The 22,923-nt window shown below is 46.5% G+C and carries 26 protein-coding genes and 1 pseudogene; 25 read left to right on the top strand and 2 right to left on the bottom strand.

From position 1 onward, the window contains the following. Positions 1 to 485 precede the first annotated feature (485 nt). The 20 genes and pseudogenes from gvpN (at position 486) to ribD (ending at position 17,393) form a co-directional block, all read left to right on the top strand. Entirely contained in the window at positions 486 to 1,460 is a 975-nt protein-coding gene (gene gvpN, locus HY877_07250; GenBank protein ID MBI5300068.1) for a gas vesicle protein GvpN, read from the top strand. Positions 1,461 to 1,462: 2 nt separating this feature from the next. Beyond that, positions 1,463 to 1,792, top strand: coding sequence for a hypothetical protein (locus HY877_07255; GenBank protein ID MBI5300069.1), 330 nt, complete (start codon positions 1,463 to 1,465; stop codon positions 1,790 to 1,792). A 19-nt stretch (positions 1,793 to 1,811) separates the two neighbouring features. Continuing rightward, complete coding sequence (locus HY877_07260) at positions 1,812 to 2,318, top strand: Hsp20/alpha crystallin family protein (protein ID MBI5300070.1); 507 nt, start codon at positions 1,812 to 1,814, stop codon at positions 2,316 to 2,318. 9 nt (positions 2,319 to 2,327) lie between these two features. Beyond that, complete coding sequence (locus HY877_07265; protein ID MBI5300071.1) at positions 2,328 to 4,520, top strand: CDC48 family AAA ATPase; 2,193 nt, start codon at positions 2,328 to 2,330, stop codon at positions 4,518 to 4,520. Further along, positions 4,517 to 5,539 carry a GvpL/GvpF family gas vesicle protein gene (locus HY877_07270; protein ID MBI5300072.1) on the top strand — a complete coding sequence of 341 codons (1,023 nt, stop codon included), beginning with the start codon at positions 4,517 to 4,519 and terminating at the stop codon, positions 5,537 to 5,539. The genes HY877_07265 and HY877_07270 overlap by 4 nt, the downstream gene beginning before the upstream one ends. Further along, on the top strand, positions 5,536 to 6,282 hold the full coding sequence (locus HY877_07275) for a GvpL/GvpF family gas vesicle protein (GenBank protein MBI5300073.1): 747 nt from the start codon (positions 5,536 to 5,538) through the stop codon (positions 6,280 to 6,282). The genes HY877_07270 and HY877_07275 overlap by 4 nt, the downstream gene beginning before the upstream one ends. Before the next feature lies 1 nt (position 6,283). Then, the gene (locus HY877_07280) at positions 6,284 to 7,078 is read left to right on the top strand and encodes a GvpL/GvpF family gas vesicle protein (GenBank protein ID MBI5300074.1); all 795 of its coding nucleotides are present in this window, start codon (positions 6,284 to 6,286) and stop codon (positions 7,076 to 7,078) included. A gap of 1 nt (position 7,079) precedes the next feature. After that, entirely contained in the window at positions 7,080 to 7,319 is a 240-nt protein-coding gene (locus HY877_07285) for a gas vesicle protein GvpG (protein ID MBI5300075.1), read from the top strand. Between the two features lie 31 nt (positions 7,320 to 7,350). Beyond that, on the top strand, positions 7,351 to 7,572 hold the full coding sequence (locus HY877_07290; protein MBI5300076.1) for a hypothetical protein: 222 nt from the start codon (positions 7,351 to 7,353) through the stop codon (positions 7,570 to 7,572). Beyond that, the gene (locus tag HY877_07295; GenBank protein MBI5300077.1) at positions 7,573 to 7,803 is read left to right on the top strand and encodes a gas vesicle protein; all 231 of its coding nucleotides are present in this window, start codon (positions 7,573 to 7,575) and stop codon (positions 7,801 to 7,803) included. 13 nt (positions 7,804 to 7,816) lie between these two features. Then, positions 7,817 to 7,993: a hypothetical protein gene (locus tag HY877_07300; protein ID MBI5300078.1), complete on the top strand. Its 177-nt coding sequence runs from the start codon at positions 7,817 to 7,819 to the stop codon at positions 7,991 to 7,993. Next, the gene (locus tag HY877_07305) at positions 7,993 to 8,316 is read left to right on the top strand and encodes a gas vesicle protein K (protein ID MBI5300079.1); all 324 of its coding nucleotides are present in this window, start codon (positions 7,993 to 7,995) and stop codon (positions 8,314 to 8,316) included. Before HY877_07300 ends, HY877_07305 begins: the two co-directional genes overlap by 1 nt. Next, on the top strand, positions 8,313 to 9,086 hold the full coding sequence (locus HY877_07310; GenBank protein MBI5300080.1) for a GvpL/GvpF family gas vesicle protein: 774 nt from the start codon (positions 8,313 to 8,315) through the stop codon (positions 9,084 to 9,086). The genes HY877_07305 and HY877_07310 overlap by 4 nt, the downstream gene beginning before the upstream one ends. Positions 9,087 to 9,096: 10 nt before the next feature. Next, positions 9,097 to 9,318: a gas vesicle protein gene (locus tag HY877_07315; GenBank protein ID MBI5300081.1), complete on the top strand. Its 222-nt coding sequence runs from the start codon at positions 9,097 to 9,099 to the stop codon at positions 9,316 to 9,318. 1,512 nt (positions 9,319 to 10,830) lie between these two features. Further along, a pseudogene (locus tag HY877_07320) lies at positions 10,831 to 10,932 on the top strand (SEC-C domain-containing protein). 39 nt (positions 10,933 to 10,971) lie between these two features. Beyond that, positions 10,972 to 13,779 (top strand): DEAD/DEAH box helicase, encoded by a 2,808-nt coding sequence (locus HY877_07325; GenBank protein ID MBI5300082.1) that lies wholly within the window; start codon positions 10,972 to 10,974, stop codon positions 13,777 to 13,779. Between the two features lie 133 nt (positions 13,780 to 13,912). Continuing rightward, positions 13,913 to 14,386, top strand: coding sequence for a ribose 5-phosphate isomerase B (rpiB, locus tag HY877_07330; GenBank protein MBI5300083.1), 474 nt, complete (start codon positions 13,913 to 13,915; stop codon positions 14,384 to 14,386). Between the two features lie 106 nt (positions 14,387 to 14,492). Beyond that, positions 14,493 to 15,728, top strand: coding sequence for a serine hydroxymethyltransferase (locus HY877_07335; protein MBI5300084.1), 1,236 nt, complete (start codon positions 14,493 to 14,495; stop codon positions 15,726 to 15,728). Positions 15,729 to 15,829: 101 nt separating this feature from the next. Beyond that, the gene (nrdR, locus tag HY877_07340) at positions 15,830 to 16,291 is read left to right on the top strand and encodes a transcriptional repressor NrdR (protein ID MBI5300085.1); all 462 of its coding nucleotides are present in this window, start codon (positions 15,830 to 15,832) and stop codon (positions 16,289 to 16,291) included. Between the two features lie 55 nt (positions 16,292 to 16,346). Further along, positions 16,347 to 17,393, top strand: coding sequence for a bifunctional diaminohydroxyphosphoribosylaminopyrimidine deaminase/5-amino-6-(5-phosphoribosylamino)uracil reductase RibD (gene ribD, locus HY877_07345; GenBank protein ID MBI5300086.1), 1,047 nt, complete (start codon positions 16,347 to 16,349; stop codon positions 17,391 to 17,393). A 21-nt stretch (positions 17,394 to 17,414) separates the two neighbouring features. Here the strand turns inward: ribD and HY877_07350 are convergent, their stop codons facing one another. Continuing rightward, positions 17,415 to 17,627, bottom strand: a complete 213-nt coding sequence (locus tag HY877_07350) for a hypothetical protein (GenBank protein MBI5300087.1) — start codon at positions 17,625 to 17,627, stop codon at positions 17,415 to 17,417. Positions 17,628 to 17,735: 108 nt separating this feature from the next. Beyond that, positions 17,736 to 17,912, bottom strand: a complete 177-nt coding sequence (locus tag HY877_07355; GenBank protein ID MBI5300088.1) for a hypothetical protein — start codon at positions 17,910 to 17,912, stop codon at positions 17,736 to 17,738. A gap of 177 nt (positions 17,913 to 18,089) precedes the next feature. Here HY877_07355 and HY877_07360 point away from each other — a divergent pair, with 177 nt between their 5' ends. From HY877_07360 to trkA, 5 genes are all read left to right on the top strand, one after another. Beyond that, the gene (locus HY877_07360; GenBank protein MBI5300089.1) at positions 18,090 to 18,740 is read left to right on the top strand and encodes a riboflavin synthase; all 651 of its coding nucleotides are present in this window, start codon (positions 18,090 to 18,092) and stop codon (positions 18,738 to 18,740) included. Positions 18,741 to 18,784: 44 nt separating this feature from the next. After that, positions 18,785 to 20,023 carry a bifunctional 3,4-dihydroxy-2-butanone-4-phosphate synthase/GTP cyclohydrolase II gene (locus tag HY877_07365; GenBank protein ID MBI5300090.1) on the top strand — a complete coding sequence of 413 codons (1,239 nt, stop codon included), beginning with the start codon at positions 18,785 to 18,787 and terminating at the stop codon, positions 20,021 to 20,023. 127 nt (positions 20,024 to 20,150) lie between these two features. Beyond that, positions 20,151 to 20,642: a 6,7-dimethyl-8-ribityllumazine synthase gene (locus HY877_07370; protein ID MBI5300091.1), complete on the top strand. Its 492-nt coding sequence runs from the start codon at positions 20,151 to 20,153 to the stop codon at positions 20,640 to 20,642. Continuing rightward, entirely contained in the window at positions 20,617 to 21,030 is a 414-nt protein-coding gene (gene nusB, locus HY877_07375) for a transcription antitermination factor NusB (GenBank protein ID MBI5300092.1), read from the top strand. Before HY877_07370 ends, nusB begins: the two co-directional genes overlap by 26 nt. 101 nt (positions 21,031 to 21,131) lie before the next feature. After that, complete coding sequence (gene trkA, locus HY877_07380; protein MBI5300093.1) at positions 21,132 to 22,511, top strand: Trk system potassium transporter TrkA; 1,380 nt, start codon at positions 21,132 to 21,134, stop codon at positions 22,509 to 22,511. Positions 22,512 to 22,923 lie beyond the last annotated feature (412 nt).

A 22,923-nucleotide genomic window follows, 5' to 3' on the forward strand; every position in this document is an offset into this window, starting at 1 on the left:
AGACTTTCGAGCATAAAAAAGCTCATTGAGTCAAGGTCTGGCCTTGCCGGACCATAGCCTTTGCACGGAGAATCACCCCGTCCCTTTTTTTGAAAAATGGCCGGGCTGGTACTCCCTGGAGGATGAGATGTCAAAGCTTGTCACAAAAAAACACTTCCCCCAAATGAAACGGATTTCCTGTGTATTTTGCCGTGGAACAGGGAAGGATCCTTTTGATCAGCTTTATACTGGATCGATATGCCAAGTTTGTAATGGAAGAAAAGAACATCATGTTCATGTTCCTTTTCAAACCTGCACTTACTGCAAGGGTAGCGGCGTTGCTTTCAATTCGCAGAATACCTGCACGATCTGCATGGGTCGCGGGGTCATCAGTCTAAAAAACCAGAAAAAGAAAGATGCACTTTGCAAAACCTGCTCCGGCACCGGTAAAGACGTTGAGACCGGTCTCCCCTGCAGTTTTTGCCATGGTGTTGGAGGGAGGACTCATGTCGGATGAAGAACAAATAACCGTTATTCAGCCTCAGGCGGGCAAAGACTTTGTGGAGACACCTTTTGTAAAATCCATTATGAATCGGTCCCTCCACTATCTTAAGGCAGGTTTCCCGATTCATTTTCGGGGAATTTCCGGAACGGGCAAAACAACCTTGGCCTTGAGAGTTGCGGAACTTTTGGGCCGTCCTGTTGTCTTGATCCATGGTGACGAAACATTGACCACCGCCAATCTGATCGGTTCGGAAACCGGTTACCATCTGAAGAAACTCCGCGATAATTTTATCGCCTCCGTTTTGAAGGTGGAGGAAGATGCTTCCAAACGATGGGTGGACAACCGTCTCACGGTTGCCGTCAAAAACGGCTATACTCTCATTTATGATGAATTCACCCGTTCCCGCCCAGAAGCCAACAATGTTCTTTTGTCGGTTCTTCAGGAGGGAATTTTGGATATGTCCTTGAATCAAGAAGAGGGTTCTGAAGGCTATCTCAATGTCCCAACCAATTTTCATGCCATTTTCACATCAAACCCTGAAGAATATGCGGGGGTTCACCGCACTCAGGATGCCTTGAGAGACAGAATGGTCACTCTTGATCTTGGAAGTTTCGATCAGGAAACAGAAGTCATGATTACCAAAAACAAGTCGGGGCTTGAATGGACAGATGCGGCCAAGATTGTGAAAGTTGTCCGTCATCTAAGGAAGAGTGGTCAGTACGAATTTGCACCCACGGTACGCGGCTGTGTCATGATTGCCAAGGCAGTCAAGGAGTATAATCACAGTGTCCAAATCAGCAGTAAAAATCCCCTCTTCACACAAATCTGCATCGATATTTTAGCCTCCGAGACATCCCGGGTCGGGAGCGAGGCAACTTCTGAAAAAGTTAAAAAAATTGTGGGCGAGTCGATCAAACATTTTTGCCGTCCGGAATCGAGAGTAAAACGGCTTCTGAAAAAATTAAGAAAGGGGTAACTATGCCAATATCTCAAAAATTGCCAAGGGGTTGTACGTCAAGCAGGGGGGCATCCGATATTCGTCACGTCAGTTGCAGAAGAGGTGATCTGGCCAACCAGGCCAATCGGCTCTATATGCTCACGGTGAGACGGGAAAGTCTTCTCAGCAAGAAACAGTCCATGGAAGAAAGACTCAAGGATATTAACAGATTGCTTGATGGGATTGATGCCGATTTTAAGGAGACCGAAAAAATCTTGGCCCGATTGAAAAAAGGACCTTCTCCAGAAAGAAAAACGACAGAGCATTCTGAAAATGGAAAAAGACTGAAAAAGATGCCCCTTCACTTTTAGGGACAGGGAGAAAAACTTTATGAAAAAAGAAGATAAGGAGGGATTGCTTGGTGGGCTTTTCAAAGGGCTGGGAAGCCTTATTGATTTGGCGGACAAGGTCAGCAAAGAGGGGGGCGTCCTTGAAAAAAGCGGCGAGTTTAATGTTCCGGGTGAAAAAGAAGCGAAAGGGGTTTACGGATTTACCATCCGCACAATGGCGGGACCCGGAGGAACCAGACGACCCATCATCCAGCCTTTTGGCAATATCAAAAAAACTCCAAAGGGCCCGGTGGTGGAAGAAACCCGGGAACCTATTATTGATATCTTCGAGGAGGGAAATACGATCCAGATTGTTGCAGAACTTCCCGGTGTCACCGAACAGGAAATTCATTACGAGGTTCATGGCGACGTGGTCGCCTTGTCCACCACGGGAAAAAGAAAATACAACAAGGAAATTTTGCTGAAAAGCCCGGTGGAGGAAAATAACGCCCAATTCAGTTATCGAAACGGAATGATGGAATTGAAGCTTAAGAAAAAAATTCATTAGAGGTACACAATGACGAATCCGGCAAAACTGACATCCCTTCGTTCCAGACCAGAGTCTTTAACCCTTCGTGTCAGTGAAGCCCTTGTTAAAGATGTCGGTCGGGGTTTGGCAAGACTCGACCCGGCAGACATGGAAAAACTTGGGCTCCATGTTGGAGATATTATTTTCATCGAGGGAAAAAGAACCACCGTTGCCAAATTGGCACCAATCTATCAGGAACTTCGCGGAAAAAAATGCATCCAGATGGACGGGATTGTCCGCGAGAACGCCAAAGTGGGACTCGATGAAAAAGTTCTCATAAGTCCCGCAACCGTACAAATGGCCAAATTTTTAACTCTTAAAACATCGGTTGAATCGAGACAGCGTTCGATTTCGGCATCGGACAATTATGTGGGAAGATTATTGGAAGGCCTCCCCGCCCTCAAGGGAGACAAAGTTCGCGCCCTTTTATTTGGTTCGAGGACAAGGGATTTTCAGGTGATTGATACTTCCCCGGAAGGTCCGGTCCTGATTACAGCAACCACTCAAATTCGGTTTGAAGGTCAGGAGACAAAGGGTGAGGAAAAAAAACGTCCTGTCGTTTCGTACGAGGATATCGGTGGTCTCGATAAAGCCATCGGACGGATTCGCGAAATGGTGGAGCTCCCTTTAAAACATCCGGAGGTCTTTGATCGTCTGGGAATTGATCCTCCCAAAGGAGTTTTGCTCTATGGTCCCCCGGGGACCGGAAAAACATTGATCGCCCGCGCGGTAGCCCACGAGTCGGAAGCCAGTTTCTTCACCGTTAACGGTCCCGAAATTGTGCATAAATTTTATGGCGAAAGCGAGCAACATTTACGAAGCATTTTCGAAGAAGCAAGTCGTCAATCGCCTTCCATTATTTTTATCGACGAAATTGATTCGGTAGCTCCCAAGAGAGCCAATGTTCAGGGAGAGGTTGAAAAAAGAATCGTCGCCACCCTTTTGTCGTTGATGGATGGTTTGAAATCACGCGGAGAAATTATTGTTATCGGTGCCACCAACATGCCCGATCTTTTGGATCCGGCGTTAAGGCGCCCCGGACGTTTCGACAGAGAAATAATAATCGGAATTCCCGATCGTAATGGCAGGCTAAAAATTCTGGAAATCCATACACGCGGGATGCCCCTCGCGGAGGATGTCAGTCTGGAAAAACTGGCCGACATCACGCACGGCTATGTCGGAGCCGATCTGGAAGCTCTCGCCCGCGAAGCCGCGATGACGTGTTTAAGGGAGTCGATGACAAAGGGAGATATCCGTCTGGAAGAAATTCCCGATGAGGTGATCGCATCCTTGGAAATTTCCCAAACTCATTTTCTGCAGGCGTTGAATGAGATTGAACCCTCTGCCATTCGCGAAGTTTCCATTGAAACGCCCAATGTTCATTGGTCGGATGTGGGGGGACTTGAAGAGGCGAAAAGAATCCTGATCGAAACAGCAGAGTGGCCCTTGCGCTACGGAAAACTTTTCTCGGTAGCGGATATGGAACCAGACAGGGGAATCCTTCTGGAGGGACCTCCCGGAACAGGAAAAACACTTCTAGCCAAAGCTTTGGCTACCGAATCGGAAGTCAATTTTATTTCAATCAAGGGTCCGGAGCTTGTTTCAAAGTGGATCGGCGAAACTGAAAAGGGAGTCCGTGAAATTTTCAAAAAAGCCAAGCAGGCTTCTCCTTGCATTCTCTTTTTTGATGAAATCGACTCCATCGCCCCGAAGCGAGGCACGGGCGAGGGAGACTCCGGAGTCATGAACAGAACCATGAGCCAATTTTTGACGGAACTGGACGGTCTCGAAGGACTGCGCGGTGTCGTCGTGTTGGGGGCAACCAATCGTCCCGATCTCATCGATCCTGCACTCATCCGCCCGGGCCGTTTTGACCACCTCCTGACTGTCGGATTGCCGGACCTAAAGACGCGCGAGGCTATTCTTGCCATTCATACAAGAGACAAACCGATGGAAAAGAAAATCGATTTGGAAAAGTTGGCAAAAGAGACTGCAGGTTTCAGCGGTGCCGAGATTGAATCAATCTGCAGGCAGGCCGTGGCCCTTGCCATTCGGGAATTTATTGAAAGCCACAAGGAAAAAGCAAACGAAATGGCGCAAAAGTTCCTTGTCAAAAAAGAGCATTTTGATGTCGCGACAAAAGAGAGGCTTGAAAAACTCAAACTGGAGGTCAAAAAATGAATTGCTACCTCTACGGTTTTATCGAGTCGGAAGTCGAAAAAAACTTTGGACCCATCGGGTTTGCCTTGGGAAATAAAGAAAAAGAAATTGTCATCTCCCTCCCCGATAAAAATCTTGCCGCGGTTGTCGGTCCGCCACCGGTCAAGAATTTCGGCTCCTCAAACAAAGAACAATTGGTCAGACAACTTCTCGCCCATCAAGAAACTCTCGAAACCATCATGAAGGTTCAATTTATTCTCCCATGCAAATTCGGAACGCTATTGAAGGACCGGGATGAAATGCATAAAATTCTATCCCAAAGCAGAGAGCGGCTGGAACAGTGGTTTGATAAAATAAAAAATTGTTGCGAAATGGGTGTGATCGCTACATGGGATGTCAAACAACTTTTGCAGGAGATCGCCGCGAAAGACCCCATCATTTTAAAATTAAAAAAGGATTTGGAAAAACTTTCCCCCAGCGAGCTTTGCTCGCATGAGGGGGAAGCGGCAAGAATTACCGTGGGTGCCCGATTGTCAATCCGGTTGAAGGAAGAAGCCAGACGTTATGAAACGGCGATTACAACCAAATTGAAAAACGCCGGAGAGAAAATTGTCACTCATGCCTTGATGAACGACGAGATGGTTTTCAACGCCTCCTTTCTGCTCGACCGGCGGGAAGAGGCGGGGTTTTTTAAATTATTGGAAACATTAGACCGTGATTTTGAAGGCAAACTGAATTTTAAATGTGTCGGTCCCCTCCCTCCCTACAGTTTTGCCACCGTGACAATCCAGCGCTTTGAAACGGAGAAAATTGACTGGGCCAAGGAAATCCTGATGCTAAAGGATTTGACCACGCTGGATCAGGTCAAAAAGGCTTACCAAAAGAGGGCCCGGCAGTGTCATCCCGACACCCATTCCGGATTCGGTGAAAAGGAATTTGAAACACTCCATCAGGCTTATGAATTTCTAAAGTCGTATCACAGAGGAGGATTGAAACCCGTTTCTGTCTCTTTGTTTAACGTGAATGGAGAAAGAAGATGAAACACGAAGGAAAATATATCTATGGCATTATCGCGACTGACGAAACACCCAACTTTGGTTCGATCGGCGTTGGGGGACACCATGATGAAGTAACCTCCATCGGGGTTAATGGGCTGGCCGCCGTCGTCAGCAACGCCTTGATGGATCATTATGTCCTTTCCAGAGAGAATTTCACGGCCCACACGAAAGTGATCGAAAAAATCATGGAGTCCCACACAGTTCTGCCCATGCGCTTTTGCACCGTGGCCGAAACGGCGGACGCAATCATTTCCTTTCTGAAAAGAAATTCCAGGCAATTAAAAAATGAATTGAAAGAAATCAGCGGCAAAGTGGAAGTGGATATCAAATTTGTCTGGAAAGAGATGAAAGAAATCTACGGAGAGATTGCGAAGGAAAACAAAAAAATAAGAGCAATTAAAGCACAGGGAGTAATGAGGGATCAGAGAAGCCTCGTTCATATCGGCGAGTTGGTGGCCATCGCTCTGGAAGAAAAGAAAGCGGTCGAGGGCAAAGAATATTTAAGACTACTTAAGAAAATGGCCAAAGACTTTTGCGAGATGGAAGCAAAAGGGGATGAAATGGTTGCCCATGCGGCTTTTCTGGTTGAGAAGGATCGGCTCGGGGAATTTGACAACGTCGTTGAAAAATTGGGGGATGATTCCGGAAACCGAATTCAGGTTCACTATGTGGGTCCCATGCCCCCCTTTAGTTTTGTAAATTTGCAACTGCACGAGGAGGAATGAAATGGGTACAGAACAACCTATAACAGGATTATGGGTCTATTGCGTCATCGAAAATAAGGGGGCGATTCCGCCGGATATTCGCGGGATTCACGGAACAAGTCCGGTCATCTCCGTGGCCTGTGGAGATTTTGCCTTAGTGGTTTCGGAAGAACCCATGAAAAAATATCCCTTGATGCGGGACACTCTCATTGCCCACCAACTGGTGAATGAAAAAGTTCTGCAGACACAGCCGGTCCTTCCCGTGAGATTTTGCACCATGGCTACAAACGCGGAACAAATTATCGAACAGGTTTTAAAAAGTGAAGAGAGAACCGTGGAATTTCGCAAGGCCCTGATCGAAATCCGTGGTAAAAACGAATATGGTTTTCGCGCCCGCTGGAAAAATCTGGAACAGGTTTTTGCCAACCTTCCCAATGAAAATGAAAAATTAAGGGTCGCCAAGGAAAACATCCTGAAACTTCCCTCTCCTGAACGCCGCGGGGCACTCATTGAAATTGGGCATATTGTCAAAGAGGCCCTCGAAGAAAAAAACAAGGCTGTGGCCGAATCCATGATCCGGGAGCTTGCTCCTTATGCTTTCCGGAATAAAAAGAACAATGTCCTTGGGGACATGAATATTCTGAACGCGGCTTTTCTGGTGGAAGAAAAAAGACAACAGGAATTTGATGCGGCCGTAAATGCTTTGGTGGCAAAACAGGAATCGGATATCCAGTTTAAATATATAGGCCCCATTCCCCCGTTCAATTTTATCGAGATTGTGATTCGATGGGATAATGACGTCAAAAAGGAGTTGTAGCATGTTTTTAATTGATGATTTTGTGTTTTGGATTGGAAAGAAGGTCAAGGATATGGCGGATGAAGAACTTTATGGAGACAAAGACAAAATTCATCAAAGACTTTTGGAACTGCAAGCCAAACTCGACATGGATGAAATGGGTGAGGAAGAATACAAAATCAAAGAACAGGAATGTTTAGAAGCGCTACAAAACATACAAGAGCGCAAGGAGGGAAATGATGGAAAATCCAACGACGAGTAAACCCGATATTCATGAAGCCAGAACTTGTATAATGAAATTTTGTCAAGGCGAACTGGGCAAGGAACCGGAGGCAGTCCGGTTTGTGAAAATCACAAAATCGGAAGAAGGTTGGGAGGGGACGGTGGAACTGACCGAGTTGAATGAATATCTGAAAAAAATCGGATATCCAAATGTTTTCGACAAGAACAAATATGTCATTGCACTGGACCTTGAATTCAACGTGATTCACTTTGGACCGGAAGAGGAGGAATAGATGGGCGTTATCCATGCCACAAGGGGAGACACATTGGCCGATGTGGTTGAGCGTATTTTGGACAAGGGTCTTGTCATCAACGCGGATATTGCCATTTCACTGGCGGGCACAGAGCTCCTGAATATCAAAATCCGTGCGGCCCTGGCATCCTTTGAAACAGCGGCCAAATGGGGATTGGCGTTTCCTTCGGATGTGCGGATTGCAAAACCTCTGGCAAAAACAAACCTGTAACGAAAGGAATTTTATGTCGAACGAAAAAAAAGAAAAACAGAATGTTGCCGATTCCATCCTTGGGACGGTAGACAAAATCGTCCCCGGCTTTCGTTCTTTCTTCAAGAAGGGGGAAAAGAGTGAAAAATTCGGATCCCAAATGAAAAAAATCCGCGATGAAATGAACCGGCGGTTTGGAAAGAAAAAATAATGAAGATCGAAATTGATGACAAGGATTTGAAACACGGAATTTTGGGGCTTGTTCTGGCTGTCGTTGAAGTCATCCGGGACACCTTAAGAATCCAGTCCATCAAAAGAATGGAATCGAAAAGCCTTACCGAAGAGCAGGTAAACCGTCTGGGGACGGCATTGATGGAATTGGACAAGGCCATTGAGAAATTGAAAGAGGAACAGGGAGTTTGTGAAGCGGTACGGTCTGTGCGGGATGGACTGGACGATCTCGTTGACGGAATGGTGCACAAATTGGCTCACCCCCGTGAAAGGGTTCACGAAAAAAAGGAAATCTGTTTATGAATAACAAAGGTCTCTACCTTTATTGTCTGGCTGAGGGAAATCGGGAGGGACTTCTGGAATTACAGGGTGTTCAGGGAACACCCATCCAAGCACTGGCAGAATCAGGTTTTACAGCCGTGATCCAAGAGTGTGAACCAAAACCCTTTGCTTCGGAAGATCAAAAAGTCATGGCCGAATGGCTTTTGATTCATCAAAACATTGTGGATGTGGCGTGGGAAAAATATGAAACCGTTATTCCTTTTGGATTTGATACGATCATTGTTCCCACTGAGGGCAAGTCGGCAAGAGAAAATCTCGCGGAATGGCTGAAAAAAGAATCCGGGGAATTGAAAAACAAATTAAACCGTCTGAAACAGAAAGCCGAATTCGGCATCCAGGTTTTATGGAACCCGGCAATTATTCTTCCGCGCATAAAAGAACAAGACCCGGAAATGCAAAATCTGGAAAAGGAGATTCAATCCAAACCGGAAGGGACGGCCTATCTCTTGCGAAAGAAACTTGAGGAACTGATGCACATGCGTTTGGAAAACGCGGCAGACGCCTACTTCAAAGTATTTTATAAACAGATTCGGGAATGCGTGGAGGATGTCCGGATTGAAAAAACAAGAAAAGAAGAACCTCCACGACAAATGATTTTAAATCTCTCCTGTTTGCAAAAGAAGGGAGAGACGGCGGTCTTGGGAGCTGTATTGGAAAGAATCGGCCAGATTCCCGGGTTTGATGTCCGCTTTACCGGCCCATGGCCTCCCTATTCATTTGTGAATGGTTAGGGTTGGATTTATGGAACCAACAAGACAAGGCAGAGCCACATTGGTTGATCTGCTAGATCGGGTCTTGGATAAAGGACTTATCCTGAACGCCGATGTTATTATTTCCCTCGCGGGTGTTCCTCTGATTGCCGTTAATCTCCGTGCGGCTATCGCCAGTGTAGAAACAATGCTGGAATATGGCTACATGACCGATTTCATTCAATCACAATCGCAACCCAAAGAAAAAGCGTAGGGTGTCATTTCATGTCCGGCTCTGAGAGGATTGTTTGAGGGAAAACTCCCCGCGTTTATGCAATGAACAGAAAATTATGATATTTTTACTTGTCCCTTCTTTTCAAAATAGCTAAGGAATAGATCACGGGTGAGTCGTTAAATGCAAAAAAACGGCAAGGAGGCTCTGATGAAACAACAATGCGGTCTTTGCGGTAAATCGGAAAAACTGACACAAACTGAATGTTGCGGACAGTGGATTTGTGACGACGAAGATCAATACGTTCTTTTTTCTTTTGCACGAAACAGTTGTTCGCGGAATCACCGTCGTTATACCCTTTGTGGTTTCCATCATTCCGAAAGACATGAAGGGAATTGGAAAGCATGTGCTCTTTGCAGAGACGGTTTCGAAGCCGAGATGTACGTTTATTATGGAACCAACGAATATAATTTTGAAAAATTGCAAAACACGCCGTCCTATGAACCAACACGATGTGCCAAATGTCGTACCGTCATTTCCCTTGGGGAAGATGGGTATTCCATGAAGGCTGGCCAGTATTTCTGTGTGAATTGTCCTTCCCCTCTTTCCCGTAAGGTAAGTCAGGCACTTGCACGCGCATTTTCGCGCGAGCAAAAAAAACGAATGGGCCGGAGACTGGAAAAGAAGATATATGAAGGGCCCGCAAGCATTGACAAGGATCTGTTTGCCAAATTATCAAAACCGTGGCCAGCGGTGAAGTGGATCAGGATGCTGTTGGAACAAAATCCGGTGGCTGACCGATGGATGCTTGATGTCATGGACGGTTTTCTACGTGATGAGGACGCATTTTGTGGTCGGATGGAGTGGCCGGTAATTCATATAGTTCGCATCACAGGAGAGAAACAATTGATCCCGGCGATTCGGAGAATGGTTGAAATCTACAATCGGCATTCCGAAGAATATAACCGGGTGCTGGTTGACGAGATCCTCCTCGCTCTGGAAAAAATGGGTCCTTCCGCATTTAAAAATATTTTCAGAGCGTTTGAACAGGCCGGGAATGGCGATATTAAAACGACGTATCTTGGCATTCTTTGCAAACTCGGCGTGCGCGATGAGAAAATCCGAAAAGCCCTGCTGGAGTGTTTTGATTATGATCCGGGCTATGTTGCGGGAAGCATGGCCGATTATGGTGACAAAACACTGTTACCTTTTTTGTGTGGGCAGGTGTGGGCCCTTGTTCCAACTCTAAAAAAACAGATGCCTACCACGCGCGCGGAATCTGAAGAACTTGAACTTTATATTGATCTTTGTGATGCCATTGTGAGCCTCGAAAGAGAAAGTGTCTGTCATCCCACTCCCTTCTCGGTTGAAAAATATTATCAGCGCAAAGGAAAGCCAATTGCCAATCCCGATTCGAAATTTGAGCTTGAAAGTAGGCAGTATGGAGAAGCATTGGAAAAATTGAATCGGAGATTCTTTGAGGGTGATGTCGTGTTGTTCCGTAAGGAAGACGACGACGCATGGGATGATGACAATGAGATGCCGCCGGTGGTCATTCCCTTCCGGCGCGAAGATGCCAGAATTGGCCGCAATGATCCTTGCAGTTGCGGGAGTGGGAAAAAATTCAAGAAGTGTTGCTCAGAGAAAATGCACTAAAAATTGATTTCACAAAAAACAAATCACGGAGGAAATGATATGGCGATACAAGATGCAGATGTTTCCCAGAAAATAGCGACGTCCGTTCCCGTTCCTGCATTTGATATTCGGGAATGGGTTTCATCCGCAGTGTATCGGAGGGGGCAGGATTATTACAAGAATGGCAGGGTCCTCTCATTTGAACTCGGCGATGATAATTCAATTCGCGCGGAGGTGGAGGGTGATGAACTTTACGACGTTGCCATTTCATGGAATGGCGACGGCTCGCCTGAAGTCCATTGCACATGTCCCTACGATTGGGAGCCATTATGCAAACATGCTGTGGCAGTGATTCTCTATTGGCAGGAACGCGAGGTCATTGAAACCGATGAAAATAAAATGACAGATGAAACCGGCGGGACAAGACTCTTTAATCGTGATCGCTACATTGCCGAATTGACGGAGCTGGAAAGGAAAAAGAGGCGTTCGCAGAAACTTTTGGATTTGATCAAAATTCTGAAGCACCCAAAGAACGGACATTGTGGAGAATATCTTGTTGCCTCTCAAACGATGAATGAAAATTATACCGTGACAATTAGAGATATTGCGAATTTGGGTCAAACAACCTGCAACTGTGCCGATTATTTGGTAAACGAGCTTGGGACATGCAAACATGTCGAGCGTGTGAAAAAAAAGGTTGCGGATACACGCGGGATAAACAGCAGAGGCAAAACGCCGAAGATATGGGTGTCTCTCAAACCCAGAAATACTCGTGGTGAAGACAATATTTCTCCCTACAGCGAGATTCATGTTCATTCGAACGATTCGGAAATTCAGGCGCAACTGTTTTCTTCAAAAACATGCGCGGGTGTCCCTTATACGCCTGACGGATATTTGCGCGACACATCATCCGATCTTCCCCATAAGAAAAAATTAACCAATGCCATCGCGGCGATTACCGGCGGTTTTGAATCTTCAAAACTTCCGGAGGTTATTGTGTCCGAATCTGTTGCGGCACTTGTTGACAATTTGGACGCGGATCTTGCATGGCAATTAAAGGTAAAAAATATTCTGCGGGCACCAAACCAATCTCCTGAATGGAGTGCTCTTAAAGCGGAACTCCCCATCAAACTGTATCCGTATCAGGAGGAGGGCATTCTCTTCGCAACGAGAAATCGTCGCTCGTTTCTGGGAGATGATATGGGCCTTGGAAAAACTATTCAGGCCATTGTGGCATCGCTTTTTATCAAAAAACTGGCGAGCATCCGCAAAGTCCTTGTTTTCTGTCCGGCGTCGCTCAAATTTCAGTGGAAGCGCGAAATTGAGAAGTTGTCGAAAGAAAAAGCGGTGATGGTACAGGGAAACCGGACGGCACGGCAGGAAATTTATAACACGAGTGATGCCATGTTCCTGATCGTCAATTATGAGATTATTTTTCGCGATGAAGAACTCCTCAAGCAATGGATTCCCGATATGATTATCCTTGATGAAGCCCAGCGCATCAAGAATTGGGAGACAAAGACAGCCAAGGGAATCAAACGCCTGAAAAGTCCTTTTGCCTTAGTTCTTACCGGTACCCCGTTTGAAAACAGACTTCTGGAACTCCATTCTCTCTGTGAATTTTTGCATCCGCGCGCGCTGGGACCCATGTGGCGGCTTTTGCCCACGTACGGCAATCTCGATTTGAATCAGAAACTTATTGGATTTACCAATCTTTCACATTTACGACAAAAAATTGCGCCGTTTTTTCTTCGACGGGAAAAGAAGGTCGTGCTTAGCCAGTTACCGGACAAGATTGTCAATGAATACACGGTTGAAATAAGCGGGGAACAAGGCAAACATCACGACGACTACGAGGCGGCACTCGCGCAGATTTTAAACAAGGCAAAAAAACGTCCGCTGACGCCGCAGGAAATGAAACGGGCCTTCATGTGCCTGACAGCCATGCGAATTATAAGCAACGCATTGGCCCAGCATGAGTGGCAAAAATTTCAGCCGCTGGTCGAGGATACATCCGCACTCACGCTTTCACAGATCAGGGGATTTCATTCGCCGAAACTCCTTGAGTTCCGCTCAATCATGGAAGACATGCTCGACACTCCGAATGCCAAGTTTGTCATCTTCAGCCAGTGGGAAAGAATGCTCCTTCTTGCACAGGCGTCCATTCGCGATCTTTTGATGGTGCGTGGCATGGAGTCTGTCATCTTCTCCGGATCGCTTCCGACGGACAAAAGGGCAGGGGTGATCGAACGGTTTGTCAAAGATCCGAAACTTTGCGTCTTTTTCTCCACGGATGCCGGCGGTTTGGGACTCAATCTTCAGGAGTCCGCGAACATCGTTATCAATCTTGAAACACCATGGAATCCCGCGGTACTCGAACAGCGTGTTGCGCGTGTTCATCGCCTTGGCCAAAAACGGACGGTAAATGTCATCAATCTGATTTCGACCGGGTGCATTGAAGAACGCGTCTATGCCGCTGTGTGCAATAAACGAAAACTCTTTGACGGACTTTTTGATGGCAAAACGGAGGATGTGACTTTTGAAAAGGGGGATCATTTTATTGAAAAGCTCAAGGAGCTCATTGATGATGTGGATGAAAAGGCTTCGAAAGCCATCAGCACCGAAGTGGAACTACCTGTTCATCAAGGGCCGGAAAATGGCCGTATGATTGATATCTCGGAATTCGTGCAAACTATTGGATCCTTTTTGGGTATGTCAAAGATGCCGGAGATTATTCCCGCCAAATCGCTTCAGGTAAGAATCGAAGATAACGATGGCGAATTGAAACTCGCCTTCAAAAAACCTCCTCAAAAAATAATGGGCACGATAAAAAAACTCCTTATGGATATCGCTGAAACGATGGGATAGGGAGCACTTGCATTTTTAGAGTTTCCTGCCTAAAAGGCGACGCATTATGTGAATGAGCATCCGGCAAAGCCTATGCGAATGAAAGGGGTGCGGGGGGAATGGGCTTCGCTGAGTCGTTCCCCCCGATATTATGATAAAAATTGCAATAGCGGCGGATCACGCCGGTTTTTCTTTGAAAGAAAGTTTGAAAACCCATCTTCAATCTCAAGGTTTCGAAATTCTTGATGTCGGTTGTCACTCGGCAGAGCGTTGTGATTATCCCGATTTCGGCGCCAAAGCGGCGAAGACGGTGGCGGAAGGGAAGGCCCAGCGTGCCGTGTTGGTTTGTGGAAGCGGAATTGGCATGTGCATTGCGGCGAACAAAATCCACGGCGTTCGGGCGGCGGTCTTGAGAAGTTTCGATGATGCAAGGCTTAGCCGTGAACACAACGACGCCAATGTTGCCTGCTTCGGCGGCAGAATTACCGCAGTCCATCAGGCTCAAAGCCTTCTCGATGTTTTTTTGAAAACACCTTTCGAAGGCGGCCGTCACATCAATCGGGTCAAGAAACTGGATTCAATAGATGGGGAACATGAGTGCAAAGGTTCTTGTGGATCTTCACGGTGATATCGAGTCCAGCGAGCAAAGCGAGCGAGAGGGGGAGGCTCCGACGGCTTTGCCGTCGGAGGGGGCGACGCGAGCCCCTACAAATAGATCTTCACGGTGATATTTTATGACAAAATTAAATGACTTTGATCCTGAAATTGCCAACGTCATCAAAAAAGAAACGAACCGTTTAGAAACGACGCTCGAATTAATTCCATCCGAAAATCTAGTCAGCAGAAATGTGCTGGAAGCTTTGGGTTCCGTCATGACGGTTAAATATGCCGAAGGATATCCGGGCAAACGCTATTATGGCGGCTGTGAGTTTGTAGATGAAGCCGAAGAACTAGCCCGCACTCGTTTGAAACAAATTTTCAATGCGGCGCATGTGAATGTTCAACCTCACTCCGGTTCTCAAGCCAATATGGCGGTTTATTTTTCGATTTTGAAACCGGGCGACACTATTTTGGGGATGGATCTCAAACACGGCGGTCATTTATCGCACGGCTCTCCGGTCAATTTTACGGGACAATTATACAATGTTGTTTTTTACGGCGTGGATCCCGAAACGGAACAAATCAATTTTGACCGCGTGCGAGAGTTGGCTCATCAACATAAACCAAAATTAATTGTGACGGGTGCTTCGGCTTATTCGCGTGATATTGATTTTAAAAAATTCCGTGAGATTGTCGACGAAGTGGGGGCTTACGTGATGGCGGATATTGCCCATCCCGCGGGTCTTGTGGCGGCGGGGCTTCATTCCAATCCGGTTCCGCATTGTCATTTTGTCACTTCTACTACTCACAAAACTTTGCGCGGTCCGCGCGGCGGTTTGGCGATGTGCACGGAAGAATTTGCCAAAGCGCTTGATAAAACCGTTTTCCCCGGCATTCAAGGCGGACCGCTGATGCATGTGATTGCCGCAAAAGCCGTGGCTTTCAAAGAGGCTCTGCAACCCAATTTCAAAATTTATTGTCAGCAGATCATCAATAATTGCCGTGCTCTGGCAAAGGGTTTGAAAGACAGCGGTTTTCGTATCGTGACCGGCGGAACTGATACCCATCTTTTTCTCGTGGACCTCACCGAAAAGGGGATCACCGGAAAAGAAGCGGAAGAGGCTCTGGGGCGCGCGGGAATCACCGTTAATAAAAATACCATTCCTCGTGAAACGCGTTCTCCGTTTGTGACAAGCGGCATTCGTCTTGGCACGCCATGCGTGACAACGCGCGGTATGAAAGAAAAAGAAATGTCGCAAATCGCCAGTTGGATTTCTGACTGTCTGAAAGATGTAAATGATGCCAAACGACAGGCAGGGATTCAAACAGAAGTAAAAAAATTGTGTGCCCAATTTCCGTTTTACTTCTAGTACTTAGTTCTTGGTTCTTCGTTCTTAGTACCAAGAACCAAGAACCAAGAACTAAGAACTAAGAACTAAGAACTAAGAACTAAGAACTAATATCCACCCCAATGAACTGTCCTTTCTGTCATCATTCTGAAAGCAAAGTTATTGACAGCCGCGATGCGCAGGAGGGTGAAATTATTCGCCGGCGTCGTGAATGTGAAAAATGCAATCAGCGTTTCACTACCTATGAACGTGTGGAAGAATTGCTTCCCGCCGTGATCAAAAAAGATGGGCGTCGCGAGGTTTTTGAACGGAACAAAATTCTGCAGGGTTTTCGCAAAGCCTGCGAAAAAAGACCGATCAGCATGGCAACGATAGAAAGTTGCGTTGACCGGATCGTTCGCTGGGCGCAAGAACAGGGAGTGGAAGAAATTGCAAGCACCTCCATCGGGGAAAAAGTCATGGAGGAATTGCATTTGCTCGATGAAGTGGCTTATGTCCGCTTTGCCTCTGTTTATCGCTCCTTCAAGGATATCAGCGAGTTTATGAGCGAACTCAAAGATTTGCTGGGAAAACAGAAATCCTAAGGACTAAGGACTAAGGACTATGGACCGTGGACAATGGACCAAAGACAAAAAATGGATGACAAGGGCCATCGAGTTGTCTAAGAAGGCCAAAGGGCAGACTTCTCCCAATCCCATCGTTGGTGCGGTTATCGTCAAAAATAATAAAATTATTGCCGAAGGTTTTCACAAAAAAGCGGGCAGTGACCATGCTGAAATTGTGGCGTTGAAAAAATTGCGGAAAGGCCAAGCCAAAGGGGCAACCTTGTATGTGACGCTGGAACCGTGTTGCCACAAGGAAAAGCGAACACCGCCCTGTGTGGAGGCGATTCTCGCCGCCGGTTTTCGCCGCGTAGTGGTGGGAACTCTCGATCCCAATCCAAAAGTGTCGGGAAAAGGTGTCCGACACCTTCGTGGGGGGGGGTATAGGAAGGGGTCCGACACTTCCGCTCGAAGGGGGGTGTCCGTGACGACCGGTATTTTGGAAAAAGAATGCCGCGATCTGAATTTTGCTTACAATAAATGGATTAAAACAGGCCTTCCTTTTGTGACGCTCAAAGTTGCTTCCACGCTGGATGGAAAAATTGCGGACGCTTCCGGCAACTCGAAATGGATCACTGGAGAAAAAAGCCGAAGACTTGTGCATCAGATGCGAAGCGAGGTGGATGCCATTTTGGTCGGTGCCGGCACCGCGCGGAAGGACAACCCTCTTCTGAATGTCCGCTTGCCGCGCTACATTGGCAAACAACCGATGGCCGTTGTTGTTGCCGGTAAAAAACCCCTTTCCAAAAATTTAAAACTCTTCAAAGTCAAAAATCGGACCGTGGTGATCGAGCAAAACAAAAAAGGTTGCGTCGATTTAAAAGCGCTTCTCAAAAAACTGGGAAAAATAGGAGTGACGCATTTGATGGTGGAAGGTGGCGGGGCAATTTTTTCTTCCTTCCTCAAAGAAAAACTTACAGATCGACTCTGCCTCTTTTTGGCGCCGAAACTTTTAGGGGGTCAGGCGCTCGATTGGTTCCCCAAATCGAATATCCGCAATCTCAAAGATGCGTTGGAGTTGGACAATATTTCCGTAAAGACTCTCAGGGACGACATGTTGATCGAGGGTTTTTTGAGGAAGTGACATTGGTTAATAGCCTGTTAACTATTTTTTCTCTTCCTTTTTCGGATGAACGGTCAGTTCTTTGATACAAGCCCAGACGGAGAGCATGAAGCCTGCTGTTGCGGCAAGGTTTAGCGCTATTTCACCAACGGAAAAAACCGATCCAACGTTAAACATGGCGACATCCGCTCTTACAAGAAATTGGGCTTGGAATTGTTCTTCAGCGGTGAGGGGAATCTGGTGGATTTTTTCCAAAAACGCTTCTTCTCTTGCCCGTTCTTGTTCCGAAAATCGGGTGAGTGGAGAGGGATTTTGACGGATAGCGAGCTCTGCTCGCGTGAGGGGGAGGCTCCAATGGCTTTGCTATTGGAGGGGGCGACGCGAGCCCCAGTAATAGAAACGATAAAGAGCGTGGAGATCCTGAATTTCTTTTGGTGTAATAGCACTTTCACCGTCAGAAATTTCTGCGGTCATGCGTGTCCAAGCTTCCGAGGGAAGTTCGTTGGGGTTGCTGGGTTTTCTTCCAATCAAAATTGCCATAAATTTCTCCTTTGTTTGTTCGATACTATTATCGACCCTGCTCTAAATAAGTTGCTTACTATTTTGAGGTAAGTTAAGAGGCCCGTACTGCCATCCTGAGCCCGAAGGACGAAGGATCTACAGGGCATCAACGGGATTCTTCGTCGCTTGCGCTCCTCAGAATGACACAAAGGTACTATGTTTACGGGCATTATTGAAGGAACGGGGCATGTTAAACGGGTCAATAAGAATGACGCCGGTGCTCAAATTGAAATCGCGGTTGATTTTAATTTGGAGCAGACCAACGTTGGCGAATCCATTGCCGTCAACGGCTGTTGTCTCACTGTAACCTCCCGTCTTGGAAACACCTTTTGGGCCGATTTGAGTTTGGAAACCCTTGAAAAAACGAACTTGGGAGATTTGAAGAATGATTCTCCCGTCAATCTGGAACGCCCCTTAAAAATGGGGGAAAGACTTGGTGGACATTTGGTGCAAGGGCACGTTGATGGAATGGCGTTGGTGGAGGCGGTCGAAACGGTTGGGGAAGCCAAAAAAGTCACACTCAAAGTGCCCGATCCTCTCAGCCGCTATTTGGTTGAAAAAGGTTCCGTCGCGGTGGATGGCGTGAGCCTCACTATTAATGAGTGCAAAAAAAATCTTTTTTCGGTGATGGTGATCCCGCATACCCAAGTAAAAACAACATTTCAGACACTTCAGGTGGGAGATAAGGTCAATTTAGAGGTTGACATTATTGGGAAGTACGTAGAAAAGCTGACCTTTCTTGACAGCGAAGAGTACCAGAAAAAATCAAAAGTTACGCAGGAGTTCTTAAAGAAACATGGGTTTTGAAGAAGGACCATGGACAATGGACTATGGACCATGGACAAAAATTTATGACAATTCTTAATTTACAAGGTGAGAGGGAGTCGAGTGTCGTTTCTGTGGAACAGGCGATACAAGATTTTCAGCAGGGGCGGATGGTGATTCTCGTTGACGATGCCGATCGTGAAAACGAGGGAGACATCGCCATCGCCGCTGAAAAAATCACGCCCGAACAAGTTAACTTCATGGCCAAACATGCCCGCGGTCTCATCTGTTTGTCTCTGACTGAAGAATTTGCCAACAAACTGGATTTACCGTTGATGGTTCAGGAAAATACTTCCCGTTTTGAAACCGGTTTCACCGTTTCCATTGATGCCAAAGAAGGAATCAGCACCGGTATTTCGGCGCAGGACCGTGCCGTCACTATTTTAAAATCCATGGAAGAAAATGTGAAACCGCAGGATTTTGTAAAACCCGGACACATTTTTCCGTTGCGCGCAAGAAAAGGGGGTGTACTCGTTCGAACCGGTCAAACAGAAGGATCGGTTGATTTAGCCCAGCTCGCCGGTCTTAAAGGGGCCGCCGCGATCTGTGAAATCATGAATGATGATGGAACCATGGCCCGCATGCCCGATCTTGAAAAATTTGCCAAAGAACACAATCTCCATATTGTTTCGGTTGCCGATATTGTTCGCCATCGTCTTCAAAAAGAATCGCTCGTGGTGAAAGATTCCGAAGCAAAACTTCCTTTGGAGGTTGGCAGTGAATTTAAAATTATCTCTTTCAAAAGTCTCGTTGATGAAAAATTTCATCTGGCGATTGTGAAAGGGGAAATTGATCCCAACAAGGCGATTCTCGTGCGTGTTCATTCGGAGTGTCTCACGGGAGATGTTTTTGGTTCCCAACGCTGTGATTGTGGTTCCCAACTTCAGGCTTCTTTGCAAATGATTGAAAAAGAGGGTTCCGGCATTGTCCTTTATATACGGCAAGAGGGACGGGGGATTGGTCTCCATAATAAGGTGCGCGCCTATGCCCTTCAAGATGAAGGCCTCGACACCGTGGAAGCCAATAAAAAATTAGGTTTTCAGGCAGATCTTCGGGAATATGGAATCGGCGCGCAAATTTTGGTGTCGCTCGGTGTTAAGAAAATGCGTCTTTTAACCAACAACCCGAAAAAAATTGTGGGACTGACGGGTTACGGTTTGGAACTCGTGGAACGCGTTGCCATTGAAATGGAACCCAACACCCACAACAGACAATATCTCAAAACAAAAAAAGAAAAGTTGGGACATCTGTTAAGTAAAATTTAAAAATGACAAATAAAGGAAGTGTTGCAAAATGTGTTTTTCTGTCATCCCTGCGAAAGCAGGGATCCAGTTATTCATTTCTGGATTCCGGCCTTCGCCGGAATGACATTTTTCAACAGATCTATAAAATATGAACACCATCGAGGGCAAATTGGAAGCGAAGGGGTTGAAATTTGCCATTGTCGTCAGTCGTTTTAATCAGCACATCACCGCAAAACTTTTAGAGGGCGCCAAACAAACCCTTTTGAAAGCCCAAGTTGCAGACGAAGATATTACCGTGGCTTTTGCACCGGGGGCTTTTGAAATTCCTTTGGTGATTAAAAAATTGGCGGAAACAAAACAATTTTCTGCGATGGTTGCAATCGGTTGCGTGATGCGGGGAGGAACTCCGCATTTTGATTATGTCTGCAGAGAAGCTTCATCCGGGCTACAGAGAGTCAGTTTGGAAACAGGAATTCCGATTGGTTTCGGAATTTTAATGGCCGACACCGCCGATCAGGCGATGGAACGTTCCGGTGGGCGCATGGGAAACCGCGGCGAAGAAGCCGCCCGCGCCGCAGTTGAGATGGCAAATTTATTGGCGTCACTTAATTCTTATGGGAACCAGAAGAGAGGCGCGTGAAAACGCCCTTCAAATGTTGTATCAGATCGAAATGTCCGGCGCCACTTTGGTGCAGGTGCTCGAGGGATTTTGGGCGCGCCATCCTGAGGAAGAAGCCGACACCAAAAAATTTACCGAAGACCTTGTAAATGGAGTTTTGGAAGAAAAAGAACTCATTGACGCATTGATTGTACAACACTCCACCAACTGGAAACTCCCTCGCATGGCTTGTGTCGATAAAAATTTATTGAGACTGGCTGTTTATGAATTGAAGAATTGCAAAGAAATTCCATTAAAGGTAACACTGAACGAGGCAATCGAAATCGCCAAAAAATTTGGTTCAGAAGAATCCAGTTCTTTTATCAATGGCGTGTTGGACAAAATTGCGAAAGAGTTGAATAAAACATAGGGCACCTCTAATAACGTCATCCCCGCGAAAGCGGGGATCCAGAACTTGTTGAAGATGCTGGATTCCTGCTGGAGTTTACCCCTGCAGAGGCAGGGGCAGGAATGACAAATCGGGGATTTTTTATGAGTGTGATTATTGTTGGGGCGGGAGACGTTGGTTTTTATCTGGCCAAAAAACTGGTTTCCGAAAAAAAAGATGTGTTGGTGATTGAAAAGGACGAGCGCAAAATCCGCCACCTTACTGATGAAATCAATTGTCAGGTGATTGTCGGTTCGGGCTCCAATCCGGCGGTGCTCAAGGAAGCCGGCATCGAAAAAACTGAAATGCTGATCGCCGTGACCGACAGCGATGAAGCCAATATCATCGCCTGCGTTTTGGCCGGTCTTCAATCTCATGTCCCCATCAAAATCGCCAGAATTCGTCAGGAGAGTTTTTCAAGTCTCGATGCGCAAGCCGAATATAATATAGAAAAATTGGGAATTGATCTTATCATCAACCCGGAACGAAAAACCGCCGAAGCCATTTTAAATATTCTGACCATCCCGGGCGCCGTCGAAATTTTGAAATTTTTAGATGACCGTGTCTATTTTATCGGAGCAAAAATAACTCAGCGTTGCCGTTTGCTGGGCATTCCTTTTGAAGAATTGGATGGTCTTCGTCAGGAACTCGATATTTTGGTCGGCGTGATTTTCAGAAACAATCAAATGCTGATCCCGAAGGGAAGCGATGTCATAAAAGAGGGCGACCTTCTTTATTACATTGCAAAACCCAACAATGTTCCGAAGATCATGGAATATCTGGGACACAGTGCGAGCTCCGTGAAACGTGTGATGATTGATGGGGGAGGCACGATTGGTCTGGAGTTGGCCAAGAATCTGGAAAAAGAGGGAGTCAGTGTCAAGATTGTGGAGAGTGATCCACAACGTTGCTCTGTTTTGATTCGCCACCTTGACAAATCGGTTGTGCTCAACGGACAGGCAACCGATCAGGAACTTCTGCAACAGGAAAACAGCAAAAACATGGATGCCTTTGTTGCTGTCACCAACGATGATGAAAATAATATTCTCTCCTCCCTGCTGGCCAAGAGAATGGGAGTGCCGTGGGCTATTACTTTGGCCAATCAAACAGCTTATGTTCCTTTGGTGACGGCTATTGGAGTTGATGTGGTCATCAACCCGCGCTTGTTGGCGGCGGGAGCCATTTTGCAATACGTTCGCCGTGGTAAATTTTTGTCGGTGGCAAGTCTTATGGACGAGATTGAACTGATCGAAGTGGAAGCGCTGGAAAGTTCCGAATTGGTTGATAAGAAAATAAGTGAGATTGCGTGGCCGGAGCGTTCTTTGGCGTTGGCCATTGAAAGGGGAGATGAGGTGATTATTCCCCGGGGGGATACCGAGATCCATCCCCATGATAAGGTTCTGCTTTTTGCCCATAAAGAAGTGATCCCCAAGATCGAGAAACTCCTGACCTTAAAATTGTAATATTTTTAAGCAATTATATATCCCCCTCTCCCTTGAGGGGAGAGGGTTGGGGAGAGGGTGATCACGAGGTCACCCTCCCCTTAATCCCCTCCCCTCAAGGGAGGGGATTAATAAGGAGGGGGAACATTTTATAGGCAACTTTTTTGGAATTGCGCCGAAGAGTTAGTTGGTATAACCGGAGGAAATTATGTGAATGAGCATCCGGCTTTGCCGGTGCGAATGAAAGGGGTACGGGGGGAAGGAGCTTCGCTGAGTCGTTCCCCCCGATATTATGACACAAAAAACGTTCAAAAATATTCTTCTTCTCGGGCGACCTGCCAGCGGTAAATCCGAATTTATTGATTTTATGAAAAATGTCTCCGCGGAGACGCGCGCGGCCAAATACCACATCGGAAATTTCAAAGAGATGGAT

It is taken from the genome of Deltaproteobacteria bacterium (assembly GCA_016213065.1).
Taxonomy (GTDB): domain Bacteria; phylum UBA10199; class UBA10199; order SPLOWO2-01-44-7; family SPLOWO2-01-44-7; genus JACRBV01.

Excerpts from the sequence above, each read along its gene's own strand:
- gvpN (MBI5300068.1), top strand. The coding sequence starts at position 486 with ATGTCGGATGAAGAACAAATAACCGTTATTCAGCCTCAGGCGGGCAAA.
- HY877_07255 (MBI5300069.1), top strand. The coding sequence starts at position 1,463 with ATGCCAATATCTCAAAAATTGCCAAGGGGTTGTACGTCAAGCAGGGGG.
- HY877_07260 (MBI5300070.1), top strand. The coding sequence starts at position 1,812 with ATGAAAAAAGAAGATAAGGAGGGATTGCTTGGTGGGCTTTTCAAAGGG.
- HY877_07265 (MBI5300071.1), top strand. The coding sequence starts at position 2,328 with ATGACGAATCCGGCAAAACTGACATCCCTTCGTTCCAGACCAGAGTCT.
- HY877_07270 (MBI5300072.1), top strand. The coding sequence starts at position 4,517 with ATGAATTGCTACCTCTACGGTTTTATCGAGTCGGAAGTCGAAAAAAAC.
- HY877_07275 (MBI5300073.1), top strand. The coding sequence starts at position 5,536 with ATGAAACACGAAGGAAAATATATCTATGGCATTATCGCGACTGACGAA.
- HY877_07280 (MBI5300074.1), top strand. The coding sequence starts at position 6,284 with ATGGGTACAGAACAACCTATAACAGGATTATGGGTCTATTGCGTCATC.
- HY877_07285 (MBI5300075.1), top strand. The coding sequence starts at position 7,080 with ATGTTTTTAATTGATGATTTTGTGTTTTGGATTGGAAAGAAGGTCAAG.
- HY877_07290 (MBI5300076.1), top strand. The coding sequence starts at position 7,351 with ATGAAATTTTGTCAAGGCGAACTGGGCAAGGAACCGGAGGCAGTCCGG.
- HY877_07295 (MBI5300077.1), top strand. The coding sequence starts at position 7,573 with ATGGGCGTTATCCATGCCACAAGGGGAGACACATTGGCCGATGTGGTT.
- HY877_07300 (MBI5300078.1), top strand. The coding sequence starts at position 7,817 with ATGTCGAACGAAAAAAAAGAAAAACAGAATGTTGCCGATTCCATCCTT.
- HY877_07305 (MBI5300079.1), top strand. The coding sequence starts at position 7,993 with ATGAAGATCGAAATTGATGACAAGGATTTGAAACACGGAATTTTGGGG.
- HY877_07310 (MBI5300080.1), top strand. The coding sequence starts at position 8,313 with ATGAATAACAAAGGTCTCTACCTTTATTGTCTGGCTGAGGGAAATCGG.
- HY877_07315 (MBI5300081.1), top strand. The coding sequence starts at position 9,097 with ATGGAACCAACAAGACAAGGCAGAGCCACATTGGTTGATCTGCTAGAT.
- HY877_07325 (MBI5300082.1), top strand. The coding sequence starts at position 10,972 with ATGGCGATACAAGATGCAGATGTTTCCCAGAAAATAGCGACGTCCGTT.
- HY877_07335 (MBI5300084.1), top strand. The coding sequence starts at position 14,493 with ATGACAAAATTAAATGACTTTGATCCTGAAATTGCCAACGTCATCAAA.
- nrdR (MBI5300085.1), top strand. The coding sequence starts at position 15,830 with ATGAACTGTCCTTTCTGTCATCATTCTGAAAGCAAAGTTATTGACAGC.
- ribD (MBI5300086.1), top strand. The coding sequence starts at position 16,347 with ATGACAAGGGCCATCGAGTTGTCTAAGAAGGCCAAAGGGCAGACTTCT.
- HY877_07355 (MBI5300088.1), bottom strand. The coding sequence starts at position 17,912 with ATGGCAATTTTGATTGGAAGAAAACCCAGCAACCCCAACGAACTTCCC.
- HY877_07360 (MBI5300089.1), top strand. The coding sequence starts at position 18,090 with ATGTTTACGGGCATTATTGAAGGAACGGGGCATGTTAAACGGGTCAAT.
- HY877_07365 (MBI5300090.1), top strand. The coding sequence starts at position 18,785 with ATGACAATTCTTAATTTACAAGGTGAGAGGGAGTCGAGTGTCGTTTCT.
- HY877_07370 (MBI5300091.1), top strand. The coding sequence starts at position 20,151 with ATGAACACCATCGAGGGCAAATTGGAAGCGAAGGGGTTGAAATTTGCC.
- nusB (MBI5300092.1), top strand. The coding sequence starts at position 20,617 with ATGGGAACCAGAAGAGAGGCGCGTGAAAACGCCCTTCAAATGTTGTAT.
- trkA (MBI5300093.1), top strand. The coding sequence starts at position 21,132 with ATGACAAATCGGGGATTTTTTATGAGTGTGATTATTGTTGGGGCGGGA.